The sequence below is a fragment of the Streptomyces sp. NPDC043870 genome, assembly GCF_056435785.1.
This window is the reverse complement of record NZ_JBWKDT010000038.1, coordinates 42,232-59,368: the sequence shown is the minus strand read 5'-3', so window position 1 is coordinate 59,368 and position 17,137 is coordinate 42,232. Positions and strand designations below refer to the sequence as shown.

At 73.7% G+C, this 17,137-nt stretch carries 1 pseudogene; it reads right to left on the bottom strand.

Going from position 1 to position 17,137, the window contains the following annotated elements:
* Nucleotides 1-158: 158 nt before the first annotated feature.
* Nucleotides 159-17,111: pseudogene (locus AC0699_RS31950) on the bottom strand (type I polyketide synthase); the annotation flags it as partial.
* Nucleotides 17,112-17,137: the final 26 nt, after the last annotated feature.

The following is a 17,137-nucleotide window of genomic DNA, read 5'->3' as shown; positions in this document are numbered from 1 at the left end:
GGGGAACAAAGGGGGAATTGTGGGGGGGACCGGTCCGGGGGGGGGAGGGGCGGCGGCGCCGCGGGACCCAGGGGGGGGGAGGGCCCGCCCCCCCCCCAGGGGGGGGGCGGGGCCGGCCCTTGTGTCACCGTTTCACCGTGTCACCGGTCCGGCCGTCCTCAGACGCAGCCTTCCAGCCACTCCTCGACGGCTCGCGCGGTGGTCTGCGCGTGCTGCTCCATCATGGTGAAGTGGTTGCCGGGGGCGTCCACGACCGTGTGCTCCAGGTCCCAGTACGAGCGCCAGTCGCCGTCCGTCGCACGGGTCCAGTCGAAGAACTGCTCCTCGGCCCGGACCAGCAGCGTGGGCGACTTCACCGGTCCCGGCTTCCAGCCGCCGAACAGCCGGAAGTACGCGCCCATCGCCAGCAGTCGGCTGTCGTCGACCGGGACATAGCTGCCCTGCCGCTCGTCCACGCCGTCCGACAGCCCCGGCTGGATGCCGAGGATGGCGTCGTCGTCGTGCGAGTAGATGTCGATCAGGACCACGGCCCCGGGGAAGACCCCGGCGTTCTCCAGCCGTTCGGCCACCGCGTGGGCGAGCATGCCGCCCGAGGAGTGCCCGAGGAGTACGAACGGCGAGCCGTCCGTGTGCCGCAGGACGGCCTCGGCCTGGGCCTCGATCAACGCTTCGGCGGTGGCGGGCAGTTGCTCGCCCCGCAGGAAGCCGGGGGCCGCCATCGCGTGCAGGTCCCGCCGGCCGCGGAAGGCGGAGGCGAACCGGGCGTACTGGTGCGGACCGGAGATCGACAGGATCGAGGAGAAGCAGACCAGTCCGGGCCCGCTCTCGCCGCGCGCGAGCCGCACCAGGCTGGGGGCCTTGCGCAGCTCGGCCGCCGAGGAGAACGAGGGCCGGAACCGGGATGCCTGCATGAGCAGTTCCATGAACGGGCCGGAGGCGCCCTGGGTTCCGGCCTCCTGGAGCATGGCGCCGAAGACCCCGGCGGTCTCCTCCCCGTCCTGCTCCGCCGCGCCCGCGGACCCGGTGGACCCGGCCGGCCCGCCGGAGGCTCCGGCGAGTTCGACGCGCAGGCGCTGGGCGACCAGGAGCGGGGTCGGGTGGTCGAAGAGCAGGGTGGCGGGCAGTCGCAGGCCGGTCGCCGCGTTGAGCTGGTTGCGCAGTTCGACGGCGGTCAGTGAGTCCAGGCCGAGCTCCAGGAACTGCTGGGACTCCCCCACCGCTTCGGGCGACGGGTAGGCGAGTACCGCGGCGGCCTGGGCACGCACCACGTCGAGCAGGACGCGCTCCTGCTCTTCCTCCGACAGCCCGGCCAGGCCCGCGAGCCGCTGGGCGGCGGCGGACGCGGCCGCGTCACGGGCGCCGCCGGCGGCGGCCTTGCGGAGCCCCCCGCGCACCAGCCCGCGGAACAGGGGCGGCAGGGCGCCGGCCTCCGCCTGGGCCCGCAGCGGGGCGGTGTCCAGCCGGATGGCCACGAAGACGCTGCCGTCGGGGACGGTGGCGGCGGTGTCGAAGAGGGCCAGGCCCTCCGCGGAGGTGAGCGGGGCCAGGCCGGCCCGCGCCATCCGCTGGATGTCGGCGTCGGTGAGCTCGCCGGTCATCTCGCTGCGCTGCTCCCACAGGCCCCAGGCCAGCGATACGGCGGGCAGTCCGGCCGCGCGTCGGCTCTGGGCGAGGGCGTCGAGGAAGGCGTTGGCCGCCGCGTAGTTGGCCTGCCCGGGGCTGCCGAGCGTGCCGGCCGCCGAGGAGAACAGCACGAACGCGGCGAGGTCCAGGTCGCGGGTGAGCTCGTGCAGGTGCAGGGCCGCGTCGACCTTGGGCCGCAGGACCGTGTCGATGCGCTCCGGGGTCAGGGACGGAACGAGCCCGTCGTCCAGGTGGCCCGCGGTGTGGATCACGGCGGTGAGCGGGCGCTCGGCCGGGATGCCGGTCAGCAGGGCGGTCAGCGCCTCGCGGTCGGCGGCGTCGCAGGCCGCGACGGTCGCCTCGGCGCCCAACTCCGCAAGCTCGGCGATGAGTTCCGCCGCGCCGGCGGCGCGGGGGCCGCGCCGACTGGTGAGCAGCAGGTGCCGGACGCCCCGATCGGTGACCAGGTGCCGGGCCAGCAGGCTGCCGAGCACGCCGGTACCGCCGGTGATCAGGACGGTGCCGTCCGGGTCGAGCGCGGCGGGGACCCGGGTGCGGTCCGGCGCGTCGTCCTGAGCGGGCTCCTCCGTCTCGGGCCGGTCCACGGGGATCCGGGCCAGCCTGGCGGTGTGTACGGCTCCGTCGCGGAGGGCGAGCTGGGGCTCGCCGCTCGCCACGGCGGCCACGAGCAGGGCGTGGTCGCCTCCCTGGTCGCATCCGTGGCCGGCGTCGAGGTCGAGCAGCTGGAAGCGGCCGGGGTTCTCCGACTGCGCGGACCGCAGCAGGCCCCAGACCGACGCCTGCGCCAGGTCCGGTACGCCCTCGCCCGGTCGTGCCTCGACGGCGCCGCGGGTGACCACCGCGAGGCGCAACTCGGCGAACGCCTCGTCGGCCAGCCAGTCCTGAATCAGCGTCAGGGCCTCCCGGGTGGCCTGCCGGGCGGCGTCCGCCGTGTCGCCGGTACCGGGGCCGGCGCACGAGACCAGTACGATGTCCGGCCGCGGCTTGCCGGCGGCCACCAGTCCGGCGAGGGCGTCCAGGTCGCCGTAGACATCGGCGGTGATGCCCGCGGCGCTCAGCCTGGCTTCGAGACCGAGGACGTCGGGCCCGACCACGGCCCAACGGCCGGTCGTGGGGGCGGGGTCGGGGTTGCCGGTCAGGGCGGGCCACTCCAGGCGGAAGAGCGACTCGTGGAAGGTGGGTCGGGTCGACCGGAGCCGGGTCGGGTCGAGTGTCCTGAGCAGCAGCGACTCCACCGAGACGACCGGTGCGCCCTGCTCGTCGAAGGCCGCGAGGGACACGGCTCCCGAGCCCGCCGGGGCCAGTCGCACGCGCAGCGCGTCCGGGCCGACGGCGTGCAGGGTGACGCCGGTGAAGGAGAAGGGCAGGCGCATCCGCGTCTCCTCGCCCGGTTCCTGGTCGTCGCCGAGGAGGAAGGAGCCGAGGGCGAGGCCGTGCAGGCCCGCGTCGAGCAGCGCCGGGTGCACACCGAAGTGCGCGGCCTCGGCCTGGGGGCCCTCGGACAACGAGAGTTCGGCGAACAGTTCGTCGCCGCGCCGCCAGGCGGCACGCAGGTTGCGGAAGGCCGGGCCGTACGCGTACCCGCCGGCGGCGAACAGCTCGTAAAGGTCGGCCACGTCGAGTTCGTCGGCACCCGCCGGCGGCCAGACCTCCGGCCCGGCGGCCTGGGGCGCGGCCACTGTGTCCGGGGCGGCCACCGTATCCGCCGCGCCGAGGACACCGGCGGCGTGCCGGATCCACGGCTCGTCCTGGCCGCGACCGTCCTCGCCGTCCCGGGACTCGGCGCGCGAGTGCACCTGGAGTGCCCGCCGCCCGGTCTCGTCGGGCTCGGCGACCGAGAGCCGGAGTTGGAGCGCCCCGTACTCCGGGAGCACCAGCGGTGCCTCCAGGGTCAGCTCCTCCAGGGCGGCGGTGCCGGCCCGCTGTGCGGCGTGCAGCGCGAGTTCCACGAAGGCGGTCCCCGGGAGCAGCACGGCGTCCGCGGCCCGGTGATCGGCCAGCCAGGGGTGGGTCTGGAGGGACAGCCGCCCGGTGAACAGGAACCCTTCGGAGTCGGGCAGTTCGACGGCCGCGCCCAGCAACGGGTGCTCGGCCGAGCCGAGTCCGGCCGAGACCACGTCCCCGACCGGGGAGACCGGTACGTCGATCCAGTAGCGGTCACGCTCGAAGGCGTAGGTGGGCAGGTCGACGCGCCGGGCACCGGTGCCGGCGAAGGCGGCGTCCCAGTCCACGGTCACGCCGCGGACGTGGGCCTGGCCGAGGGAGAGCCAGAACCGGTCCAGGCCGCCTTCGTTGCGACGCAGTGAGCCCAGGACGGCTGCCTCGCGGCCGGCCTCGTCCACGGTCTCCTGGATGCCGACGGTGAGGACCGGGTGGGGGCTGGACTCGATGAAGGCGGCGAAGCCCTGGTCGAGGAGGGTGCGGGTGGCCTGCTGGAGTTCGACCGTCTGCCGCAGGTTCCGGAACCAGTAATCGCCGTCCAGCTCGGGGCCCTTGACCCACTCCCCCGTCACGGTGGAGAGGAACGGCACCCGCGCCTCGCGCGGGCTGATCGGCGCGAGCAGCTCGACGAGCTCCTCCCGCAGGAGTTCCACCTGCGCGGAGTGGGAGGCGTAGTCGACCGCGATCCGCTTGGCGCGCACCCCGTCGGCCTCGCAGCCGGCCAACAGCTCGTCCAGAGCCTCGACCTCGCCCGAAACCACCACGGACGAGGGGCCGTTGACAGCCGCGACGGAGATCCGCTGCTCGCCCCAGGCCGCGATCCGCATCCGCACCTCGGCGGCCGGCAGCGGTACGGACACCATGCCGCCCAGGCCGGCCAGGACGCGGCCGATGGCCTGGCTCCGCAGGGCCACGACCCGGGCCGCGTCCTCCAGGGACAGGATCCCGGCCACGCAGGCGGCGGCGATCTCACCCTGGGAGTGGCCGATGACCGCGCCCGGGCGGACGCCGGCGGCCCGCCACACCTCGGCCAGCGACACCATCACCGCGAAGAGGGCCGGCTGGACCACGTCCACCCGGTCCAGGGAGGGCGCGCCCTCGACACCGCGCAGGACGTCGAGCAGCGACCAGTCGGTGAAGGGCGCCAGGGCGTCGGAGCACTCCTGCAGTCGCGCGGCGAACGCCGGCGACGACTCCAGCAGGGCGGCTGCCATGCCCACCCACTGGGACCCCTGGCCGGGGAAGACGAAGGCGGTCTTCCCGGCGGTCACGGCGCCGCGCGCCACACCGCCGGCGGCGGTGTCGGTCTCCAGTGCGGCCAGGCCGCGCAGCAGCTCCTCGCGGTCCCCGGCCACGACCACCGCGCGGTGGTCGAAGGCGGCCCGGGTGGTGGCCAGCGAGTGGGCCACATCGGCGCCCCGGAGCTCGGCCGTGCCCTCCAGGTGGGCCCGCAGACGGGCCGCCTGGTCGCGGAGCGCGTCCGCCGACTTCGCGGACAGGACGTACGGCAGTACGGGCGCCGGGGCCGCCGCCTCCGGTGTCGGGGCCGGCGCCTGGCTCTCGCTCTCGTTCTCGATCTCGTTCTCGTTCTCGTCCGGGGCCTGTTCGATGATGGTGTGCGCGTTGGTGCCGCTGATGCCGAACGAGGACACGGCGGCGCGGCGCGGACGGCCGGTCTCCGGCCAGGGGGTGGCGGATTCGAGGAGCGAGACCGCTCCGGCCGACCAGTCGACGTGCGGGGTGGGCTCGTCGACGTGCAGGGACTTCGGCAGGACGCCGTGCCGGATCGCCTGGACCATCTTGATGACACCGGCGACACCGGCGGCGGCCTGCGTGTGGCCCATGTTGGACTTGACGGAGCCCAGCCACAGCGGCTGTTCGTCCGTGTGCTCCTGACCGTAGGTGGCGAGCAGGGCCTGGGCCTCGATCGGGTCGCCGAGGGTGGTGCCGGTGCCGTGGGCTTCCACGGCGTCGACCTCGGCGGCGGTCAGCCGGGCGTTGGCCAGGGCCTGGCGGATGACGCGCTGCTGGGAGGGGCCGTTGGGGGCGGTCAGACCGTTGCTCGCACCGTCCTGGTTGATCGCGGAGCCCCGGACCACGGCGAGGACCGGGTGGCCGTTGCGGCGGGCGTCGGAGAGCCGCTCGACGAGGAGCATGCCGACGCCCTCGCCCCAGGCGGTCCCGTCGGCGGCGGCGGCGAACGGCTTGCAGCGGCCATCCGTCGCCAGCCCGCGCTGCCGGCTGAACGCGATGAACGTACCGGGGGTGGCCATCACGGTCACACCGCCGGCGAGGGCGAGGTCGCACTCGCCGTTGCGCAGCGCCTGGGCCGCGAGGTGCAGGGTGACCAGGGAGGAGGAGCAGGCGGTGTCGACGGTGACCGCCGGGCCCTCCAGGCCGAAGGTGTACGAGACGCGGCCGGAGGCGACACTGCCCGAACTGGAGGTGCCCATGTAGCCCTCAAGGCCCTCGGGAGCACGGTGGAGCAGCGTGCCGTAGTCGTTGTACATGACGCCCGCGAACACACCGGTACGGCTGCCACGCACAGAGGTCGGGTCGATACCGGCCCGCTCGAAGGCCTCCCAGGAGGTCTCCAGGAGCAGTCGCTGCTGCGGGTCGGTGGCCAACGCCTCGCGCGGGGAGATCCCGAAGAAGGTCGGGTCGAAGTGGTGGGCGTCATACAGGAAGCCACCGGCGGTGCTGTAGCTGGTGCCCTCCTGGTCGGGGTCGGGGTCGAAGAGGCCCTCGATGTCCCAGCCACGGTCATGGGGCATGTCCGAGATGGCGTCCCGGCCGTCCAGGACGAGCCCCCACAGGTCCTCCGGGGATCGGACGTCACCGGGGAAGCGGCAGGCCATGGCCACGATGGCGATCGGCTCGTCATCGTGGGCGGAGCCTGAGGCGACCGGGGTGGCGGCCCCTGCCGTCTCCTGGCTGCCGAGGAGTTCGGCGTACAGGTACTCGGCGAGGGCTGCCGGGGTCGGGTAATCGAAGACGAGCGTGGCCGGCAGGCGTACGCCGGTGGCCGCGCCCAGACGGTTGCGCAGCTCCACGGCGGTCAGCGAGTCGAAGCCGACCTCGCTGAACGACCGTGCCGGGTCCACCGCCTCCGGCCCGGCGAAGCCGAGCACCGCGGCGACCTGGCTCCGGACCAGCTCCAGGACCGCACCCGGCCGCTCGTCCTGCGGCAGCGCCGCCAGCTGCCGGGCAAACGCGCCACCGGCACTCCGAGCGGCCCGACGCGCAGGCATGCGTACCAGGCCGGAGAGCAGCGGCGGGAGCATCCCGCTGCCCGCCTGAGTGCGGAGTGCGGGCAGGTCGAGCTTGACCGGCACGAGCAGGGACTGCTCGGCGGCCGCAGCGGCGTCGAACAACGCCAGGCCCTCGCCCGGGGTCAGGGCGTTGACGCCACCCCGGCCCAGACGCGAGACGTCGTCCGAGTCGAGCGTGCCGCCCATACCGCCGACCTCGGCCCACAGCCCCCACGCGAGGGAGGTACCCGCCAAGCCCTGCGCCGTACGGTAAGCGGCCAGTGCGTCCAAGAAGGTGTTGGCCGCCGCGTAGTTGGCCTGACCGGCACCGCCGAACACACCGGCGGCGGAGGAGAACAGCACGAACGCGGAGAGATCGAGGTCTCGGGTGAGCTCGTGCAGGTTCCACGCCGCGTCCACCTTCGGGCGCAGCACCGCCGACAGCCGCTCGGCCGTGAGGGAGCCGATGATGCCGTCGTCCAGGACGCCGGCCGTGTGGACGACACCGGTCAGCGGGTGCTCGGCCGGGATGCCCGCCAGTACGGCGGCCAGCGCATCCCGGTCGGCCACATCACACGCCGCCCAGGCGACGTCCGCACCCAGACCGACTAGCTCGGCCGAGAGCTCGGCCGCGCCCTCTGCGGCCTCGCCGCGACGGCTGACCAGCAGCAGGTGACGTACCCCGCGCTCGACCACCAGGTGCCGAGCGAACAGCCCGCCCAGCGAACCACTCGCGCCCGTCACCAACACCGTGCCGACCGCATCCCACGCCGCGGCCGCCGTGTCGGCAGCAACCCCCGCCCGCGCCAGCCTCGGCACCAGCACCGAACCGCCGCGCACCGCCACCTCGGGCTCACCCGAGGCGAGGGCGGCCAAGAGCGCGCCCTCCAGATCGCCGTCCCCATCGACGTCGATCAGCGCGAAACGGCCCGGGTTCTCCGACTGCGCCGAGCGCACCAGACCCCACACCGGGGCGTGCACCAGGTCCGACGGACCCTCACCCGGTACGGCGGCCACCGCGCCCCGGGTCAGGAACACCAGCCGTGAATCGGCGAACTTCTCGTCCGACAGCCATTCCTGAAGAAGCGCCAGGATCCGTCCACTCTCGGTGCGCACCGCACCGGCCACGTCCCCGGCGACCGGCTCGACACACGGCACCACCACCGTCGCCGGAGTCGTGTCGAGTTCCGCGAACCCCTGGGCGGTCTCGCCCAGCATCAGCCAGTCGGCGTCGGAGCCTGCTGCCGGCGAAGCCGGCTGCTCCACCCACTCCACGCGGAACAGGGAGTCGCCCTGGCCACCGGCCTGGCTGCCGAGCTGCTCGGGCGAGAAGGCACGCAGGGCAAGGCTTCGCACGGAGGCGACCGGGGCGCCCTCGGTGTCGGCGATCTCCAGCCGCACTGCCTCCCGGCCGGCCCGGGAGAGCCGTACCCGCAGGGTGTCCGAGCCGGTGGAGTGCACGGACACGCCGGACCAGGAGAACGGCAGTCGCGCCTGACCGGTGTCCTCGACGAGCGCTCCGAGGCTGATGGCGTGCAGTACGGCATCGAGCAGCGCCGGGTGGATCGTGAACTCCTCGGCACCCGGCCCGGCTTCGGCTCCGAGACCGACCTCGGCGTACACCTCCTCGCCACGCCGCCAGGCGGCAACCAGGCCCTGGAACACCGGCCCGTAGCCGAAGCCGGAGTCCGCGAGGCCCTCGTACAGCCCGTCGACGTCGACGGCCTCCGCCCCGGCCGGCGGCCAGGCCGCCAGGTCGAACCCCGTGGCGCCGGCCTCGGCGGCGGCATCGGCGGCGGCTTCGGCGGCGGCTTCGGCTTCGGCTTCGGCCAGGGTCGCGGTCGCGTTCCGGGTCCACGGCTCGTCGTCGTCCGCACGTCCGTCGCGGGAGTGGAAGACGACCGGCCGGCGGCCCGACTCGTCGGGTACCCCGACGGCGATCTGAAGCTCGACGGCACCGTCCTCGGGGAGCACCAGCGGGGCGGCGAGGGTCAGCTCGTCCACCAGGTCACAACCGACCTGCTCGCCCGCGCGCAGCGCAAGCTCGACGAAGGCCGTCCCGGGCAGCAGCACGGAGCCCATGACCCGGTGGTCGGCGAGCCACGGGTGGGTGGCCAGGGACAGCCGGCCGGTGAGCAGCAGCCCATCGGCGTCGGCCAGGGTCACCGAGGCGCCGAGCAGCGGGTGACCGGCGGACCGGAGGCCCGCGGCGGCCGCGTCGGCGAAGGAGCCGACGGGAAGGTCGATCCAGTACCTCTCGTACTGGAAGGCATAGGTCGGCAGGTCGACCATGCGGGCGCCGCTACCGGCGAAGTAGGTCTCCCAGTCGACGGACGCGCCCTGCGCATGGGCCTGGGCGATGGCCAGGGTCAGGGTCGCCACCTCGGAGCGGCCCTTGCGGACGGCCGGGGCGAAGGCGGCCGAGTCGGCCGATTCGGTGTCCTCCGTCAGGCAGGCCCGTGCCATCGCGGACAGGACGCCGTCGGGACCGAGTTCGACGTACGTGGTCACGCCGGCGGCTTCGAGGGCGCGGACGCCGTCGAGGAAGCGGACGGCCTCGCGGACGTGCCGGACCCAGAACTCGGCCGAGCCCACCTCGCCTTCGGTGACCAGGGCACCGGTCAGGTTGGAGACGATCGGGATGCGCGGGGCGGCGAAGGACAGGCCCTCCACCACCTGGCGGAACTCGTCCAGCATCCCGTCCATGTGCGGGGAGTGGAAGGCGTGACTGACGGTGAGGCGCTTGCTCTTGCGGCCCTGGGTCTCGAAGGACTCGGCGATCGCGACGGCGGCGTCCTCGTCACCGGCGATGACCACGGACTTCGGGCCGTTGACGGCCGCGATGCTCACGCGGTCCGTCAGCAGCGGGAGGAGCTCGTCCTCCGAGGCCTCCACCGCGATCATTGCCCCGCCGGTCGGCAGTGCCTGCATCAGTCGGCCACGGGCGGCCACCAGGGTGCAGGCGTCCGCGAGGGAGAGGACCCCGCTGACGTGCGCGGCGGCGATCTCGCCGATGGAGTGACCGGAGAGGAAGTCCGGCCGCAGGCCCCAGCTCTCCACGAGGCGGAACAGCGCCACCTCTACGGCGAACAACCCCGGCTGGGTGAAAGCCGTCCGGTTCAGCAGCTCCTCGTCCGTGCCGAACAGCACCTCCTTCAGCGGGAGTTCGAGTTCGCGGTCGAGATGCTCGCACACCTCGTCCAGGGCCTTCGCGAACACCGGGTAGCTCTCATACAGTTCGCGGCCCATGCCGAGCCGCTGGCTGCCCTGCCCCGTGAACAGGAACGCGAGCTTCCCGGCGCCCGCGGCGCCGACGGTTCCGGTGGTGACCTCGGCCGGGGGCAGGTCGCCGTTCTCCAGCGCGGTCAGGCCGCGAAGCAGCTCCTCGCGGTCCCCGGCCACGACCACCGCGCGGTGGTCGAAGGCGGCGCGCCGAGTGGCCAGCGAGTAGGCCACGTCCGCGGCGCCGGCCTCGGCCGTTCCCGCCAGGTGGGCCCGCAGACGGGCCGCCTGGGCGTGGAGCGCGTCCGCCGACTTCGCGGACAGGACGTACGGCAGTACGGACGCGGGGGTCGCCGCCTCCCCTGTCGGGGCCGGCTGGGCCTCGTCCGGGGCCTGTTCGATGATGGTGTGCGCGTTGGTGCCGCTGATGCCGAACGAGGACACGGCGGCGCGGCGCGGACGGCCGGTCTCCGGCCAGGCCACTGACTCCGTGAGCAGCGCGACGGCGCCCTCGGACCACTCGACGTGCGGGGACGGCTCGTCCACGTGCAGCGTCTTGGGCACCGTGCCGTGCCGCATCGCCTGGACCATCTTGATGACACCGGCGACACCGGCGGCGGCCTGCGTGTGGCCCATGTTGGACTTGATGGAGCCGAGCAGCAGCGGCCGGTCGGACGGCCGTTCCTGGCCGTAGGTGGCGAGCAGGGCCTGGGCCTCGATCGGGTCGCCGAGGGTGGTGCCGGTGCCGTGGGCTTCCACGGCGTCGACCTCGGCGGCGGTCAGCCGGGCGTTGGCCAGGGCCTGGCGGATGACGCGCTGCTGGGAGGGGCCGTTGGGGGCGGTCAGACCGTTGGAGGCGCCGTCCTGGTTGATCGCGGAGCCCCGGACCACGGCGAGGACCGGGTGGCCGTTGCGGCGGGCGTCGGAGAGCCGCTCGACGAGGAGCATGCCGACGCCCTCGCCCCAGGCGGTCCCGTCGGCGGCGGCGGCGAACGGCTTGCAGCGGCCATCCGTCGCCAGCCCGCGCTGCCGGCTGAACGCGATGAACGTACCGGGGGTGGCCATCACGGTCACACCGCCGGCGAGGGCGAGGTCGCACTCGCCGTTGCGCAGCGCCTGGGCCGCGAGGTGCAGGGTGACCAGGGAGGAGGAGCAGGCGGTGTCGACGGTGACCGCCGGGCCCTCCAGGCCGAAGGTGTACGACACGCGGCCGGAGGCGACACTGCCCGAACTGGAGGTGCCCATGTAGCCCTCAAGGCCCTCGGGAGCACGGTGGAGCAGCGTGCCGTAGTCGTTGTACATGACGCCCGCGAACACACCGGTACGGCTGCCACGCACAGAGGTCGGGTCGATACCGGCCCGCTCGAAGGCCTCCCAGGAGGTCTCCAGGAGCAGTCGCTGCTGCGGGTCGGTCGCCAACGCCTCGCGCGGGGAGATCCCGAAGAAGGTCGGGTCGAAGTGGTGGGCGTCATACAGGAAGCCACCGGCGGTGCTGTAGCTGGTGCCCTCCCGGTCGGGGTCGGGGTCGAAGAGGCCCTCGATGTCCCAGCCACGGTCATGGGGCATGTCCGAGATGGCGTCCCGGCCGTCCAGGACGAGCCCCCACAGGTCCTCCGGGGATCGGACGTCACCGGGGAAGCGGCAGGCCATCGCGACGATCGCGATCGGCTCGTCGTCGTGCACGGCGACGGCAGTCGGGGCCGCTGCCGAGCCTTGGCTGCCGAGGAGTTCGGCGTACAGGTACTCGGCGAGGGCTGCCGGGGTCGGGTAATCGAAGACGAGCGTGGCCGGCAGGCGTACGCCGGTGGCCGCGCCCAGACGGTTGCGCAGCTCCACGGCGGTCAGCGAGTCGAAGCCGACCTCGCTGAACGACCGTGCCGGGTCCACCGCCTCCGGCCCGGCGAAGCCGAGCACCGCGGCGACCTGGCTCCGGACCAGCTCCAGGACCGCACCCGGCCGCTCGTCCTGCGGCAGCGCCGCCAGCTGCCGGGCAAACGCGCCACCGGCACTCCGGGCGGCCCGACGCGCAGGCATGCGCACCAGGCCGGAGAGCAGCGGCGGGAGCATCCCACTGCCCGCCTGAGTGCGGAGTGCGGGCAGGTCGAGCTTGACCGGGACGAGGAGCGACCGCTCGGCGACCGAGGCGGCGTCGAACAACGCCAGGCCCTCGCCCGGGGTCAGGGCGTTGACGCCACCCCGGCCCAGACGCGAGACCTCGTCGGCGTCCAGCGTGCCGCCCATACCGCCGACCTCGGCCCACAGCCCCCAGGCCAGCGAAGTACCCGCCAGGCCCTGCGCCGTACGGTAAGCGGCCAGCGCGTCCAAGAAGGTATTCGCCGCCGCGTAGTTGGCCTGACCCGCACCACCGAACACACCGGCAGCGGAGGAGAACAGCACAAACGCGGACAGGTCCAGCCCCGCCGTCAGCTCATGCAGGTTCCAGGCCGCGTCCACCTTCGGACGCAGCACCGCCGACAGCCGCTCAGCCGTCAACGACCCGACGACGCCGTCGTCCAGCACACCGGCCGTATGCACCACACCCATCAGCGGGTGCTCCGCCGGAATGCCCGCCAGAACGGCGGCCAGCGCCACGCGGTCGGCCACATCACACGCCGCCCACGACACCTGGGCACCCAGGTCCGCCAGCTCCCCCGCCAGCTCAGCCGCACCCTCAGCGGCCTCACCACGACGGCTGACAAGCAGCAGGTGACGAACGCCGTGCTCGACCACCAGGTGCCGAGCGAACAGCCCGCCCAGCGAACCACTCGCGCCCGTCACCAACACCGTGCCGACCGCATCCCACGCCGCGGCGGCCGTATCGGCAGCAACCCCCGCCCGCACCAGCCTCGGCACCAGCACCGAACCGCCGCGCACCGCCACCTCCGACTCACCCGAGGCGAGGGCGGCGGACAGCACGCCCTCCAGATCGCCGTCCGCATCGACGTCGATCAGCGCGAAACGGCCCGGGTTCTCCGACTGCGCGGAACGCACAAGACCCCACACCGGGGCGTGCACCAGGTCCGACGGACCCTCACCCGGTACGGCTGCCACCGCGCCCCGGGTCAGGAACACCAGCCGCGAATCGGCGAACTTCTCGTCCGACAGCCATTCCTGAAGAAGCGCCAGGATCCGTCCACTCTCGGCGTGCACCGCACCAGCCACGTCCCCGGCGACCGGCTCGACACACGGCACCACCAAGGTCGAGGGAATGTCTCCGCCCTCGACCACGGCCACGCCCAGCCCGGCGAGGTCGGCGAACACCTGCTCGCCCTCCCCCAGCATCAGCCAGTCGTCGGCCGAACCGGCTGCCGGCGAAGCCGGCTGCTCCACCCACTCCACACGGAACAGGGAGTCGCCCTGGCCACCGGCCTGGCTGCCGAGCTGCTCGGGCGAGAACGCACGCAGGGCGAGGCCCTGCACGGAGGCGACGGGCGCGCCGTCGAGGTCGGCGATGTCCAGTCGTACCGCCGGCCCGCCGCCGGCCCCTTCGGCCTTTGAGAGTCGGACGCGCAGGGTGTCCGCGCCGGTGGAGTGGACCGCCACGCCGGACCAGGAGAAGGGCAGCTGTCCGCGCCCGGTGTCCGCCACAAGGGACCCGAGGTTGATGGCGTGCAGTGCGGAGTCGAGGAGGGCTGGGTGGATCGTGAACTGCTCGGCGCCCGGCCCGGTTTCGGCGCCGAGGCCGACCTCGGCGAACACCTCCTCGCCACGCCGCCAGGCGGCGCGCAGACCCTGGAACACCGGCCCGTAGCCGAAGCCGGCGTCCGCGAGGCCCTCGTACAGCCCGTCAATGTCGACGGCCTCCGCCCCGGCCGGCGGCCAGGCCGCCAGGTCGAACGCAGAGGCGTCCGGAGCGCCCGCGGCCAGGGTGGCGGTGGCGTTGCGGATCCAGGGCTCGTCGTCGGCGGCGAGGCCGTCACGGGAGTGGAAGACGACGGAGCGGCGGCCCGACTCGTCCGGCGCCGCGACGGTGATCTGCAGCTCCACGCTGCCGTCCTCGGGCAGCACCAGCGGGGCGGCGAGGGTCAGCTCGTCCACCAGGTCGCAGCCGACGCGTTCGCCGGCCTGGAGGGCGAACTCGACGAAGGCCGTGCCGGGCAGCAGAGCGGAGCCCATGACCCGGTGGTCGGCGAGCCAGGGGTGGCCGACCAGGGACAGCCGGCCGGTGAGCAGCTGGCCGTCGGCGTCGGCCAGGGAGACGGCGGCGCCGAGCAGCGGGTGATCGGCGGACCGGAGGCCCACAGTGGTGACGTCGCCGCCGAGGGTACCGGCGTCGAGCCAGTAGTGCTCGCGCTGGAAGGCGTAGGTGGGCAGGTCGACTTGCTCGGCTCCGGTGTCGGAGTGGTAGGCCTGCCAGTCGACGGCGATGCCGCGGACGTGGGCGAGGGCGAGGGCCGTGATGACGGTCTCGGCCTCGTCACGTGCGGAGCGCAGGACGGGCGCGAAGGCGGCGGTGCCGGTCTCGTCGGTCAGACAGGACTCGGCCATCGCGGACAGGACGCCGTCGGGGCCGAGTTCGACGTACGTGGTCACGCCGGCGGCTTCTAGGGCGCGGACGCCATCGAGGAAGCGGACGGCCTCGCGGACGTGCCGGACCCAGAACTCGGCCGAGCCCATCTCGCCGTCCGGGACGAGGGCGCCGGTCAGGCAGGACACGACCGGTATGCGCGGGATTTCGTACGTGAGCCCCTGCGTGACCTCGCGGAAGGCGTCGAGCATGCCGTCCATGTGCGGCGAGTGGAAGGCGTGACTGACCGTCAGCCGCTTGGTCTTGCGGCCCTGGGCCTCGAAGCCGGCCGCGATGGCTGCGGCGGCATCCTCGTCGCCGGCGATGACCACCGAGCGCGGGCCGTTGATCGCGGCGATGTCGACACCGGCGGTGAGCAGCGGCCGAACCTCGTCCTCAGAGGCCTGGACGGCGATCATCACACCACCAGCCGGCAGCGCCTGCATCAGCCGGCCGCGCGCGGCCACCAGCGTGCACGCGTCCGCCAGCGAGAGGACGCCCGCGACGTGCGCGGCGGCGATCTCACCGATGGAGTGACCGGCGACGAAGTCCGGTTTCACACCCCACGATTCGAGGAGGCGGAACAGCGCCACCTCGACCGCGAACAGGGCCGGCTGGGTGTACTCCGTCCGGTCGAGCACGGTGGCGTCCGCACCGAACAGCACGTCCTTCAGGGGCAGTTCGAGCTGCTCGCACACCTCGTCGAGCGCAGCCGCGAACGCCGGGTAGGCGGCGTACAGTTCGCCGCCCATGCCGAGGCGCTGGCTGCCCTGGCCGGTGAACAGGAACGCGAGCTTGCCGCGCGTGCCGGTCTCGCCCCGGATGACCCGCGCCGCGGCGGTGTCCTCGTCGGATGCGAGTGCGGCCAGGTCCGCGAGGGCCTGCTCCCGGTCGCCGGCGACGACGACGGCACGGTGCTCGAGGGCGGCGCGGCCGTTGGCCAGCGAGTGGCTGACGTCCACGAGCGACTGCTCGGGGTGGGCACGCAGGTGGGTGAGCAGGCGCTCGGCCTGGGCCCGCAGGGCCTCCTCCGTGCGGGCCGAGACCGGCCACGGCAGGACCGGGGGCACCACGGTACGGCGCGACGGAACGGGCTCGGTCCCGGTCTCGGTCTCGGCGGTGACGTCGACCCCGCCGGGCTCGGCGGCGGGCTCGGTGGCGCCCGGCGCGGGCGCCTGCTCGATGATGGTGTGGGCGTTGGTGCCGCTGATGCCGAACGAGGACACCGCGGCGCGGCGCGGGCGGCCGGTCTCCGGCCAGTCCACCGTCCGGCGGAGCAGCGATACGGCGCCGGCGGCCCAGTCGACCTTGGTCGACGGCTCGTCCACGTGCAGGGTCTTCGGGATCCGGCCGTGCCGGATGGCCATGACCATCTTGATGACACCGGCGACACCGGCGGCGGCCTGCGTGTGCCCGATGTTGGACTTCACCGAACCCAGCCACAGCGGCCGGTCCTCGGTGTGCTCCCGGCCGTAGGTGGCCAGCAGGGCCTGCGCCTCGATGGGGTCGCCGAGGGTGGTGCCGGTGCCGTGCGCCTCGACCACGTCCACGTCGGCGGCGGTCAGCCGGGCGTCGGCCAGGGCCTGCCGGATGACCCGCTGCTGGGAGGGGCCGTTGGGGGCGGTCAGGCCGTTGGAGGCACCGTCCTGGTTGACGGCGGAGCCACGGACGACGGCCAGCACGCGGTGCCCGTTGCGGCGCGCGTCCGACAGTCGCTCGACGAGCAGCATGCCCGCGCCCTCGCCCCAGCCGGTGCCGTCCGCGGCGTCGGCGAAGGACTTGCAGCGGCCGTCGAAGGACAGGCCACGCTGCTTGCTGAACTCGGTGAAGGTGCCGGGCGTCGGCATGACGGTGACGCCACCCGCGAGGGCGAGCGAGCACTCGCCCTTGCGGAGGGCCTGCATGGCCAGGTGCAGGGTGACGAGGGAGGAGGAGCAGGCGGTGTCGACGGTGAGCGCCGGGCCCTCCAGGCCGAACGTGTACGAGACGCGGCCGGAGGCGATGCTGCTGGAGGCGCCGGTGCCGAGGTATCCCTCGACCTCCGGCGGTACGGCACGCAGCCGCGACGCGTAGTCGTGGTACATGACGCCGGTGAACACACCGGTGCGGCTGCCGCGCACCGAGGTGGGGTCGATGCCGGCCCGCTCGAAGGCCTCCCAGGAGATCTCCAGCAGCAGCCGCTGCTGCGGGTCCATCGCCATGGCCTCACGGGGCGAGATCCCGAAGAACTCGGGCTCGAACCGGTTGGCCGAGTGCAGGAAGCCGCCTTCCTGTACGTAGCTGGTGCCCCGCCCGTCCGGGTCCTCGTCGAACAGCCGCCCCGTGTCCCAGCCCCGGTCGGCCGGGAAGGGGGAGATGGCGTCGGTCTCCTCGGACACCAGCCGCCACAGGTCCTCGGGGGACTCGACGTCTCCCGGGTAGCGGCAGCTCATCCCGATGATCGCGATCGGCTCCTGCTCCTCCGACTCCACCTCCTGCAGCCGGCGGCGCGTCTCGTGGAGATCGGCCGTCACCCGCTTCAGGAAATACCGGAGCTTTTCCTCGTTCATGCGTGCATCCCTCGTACAGAAGC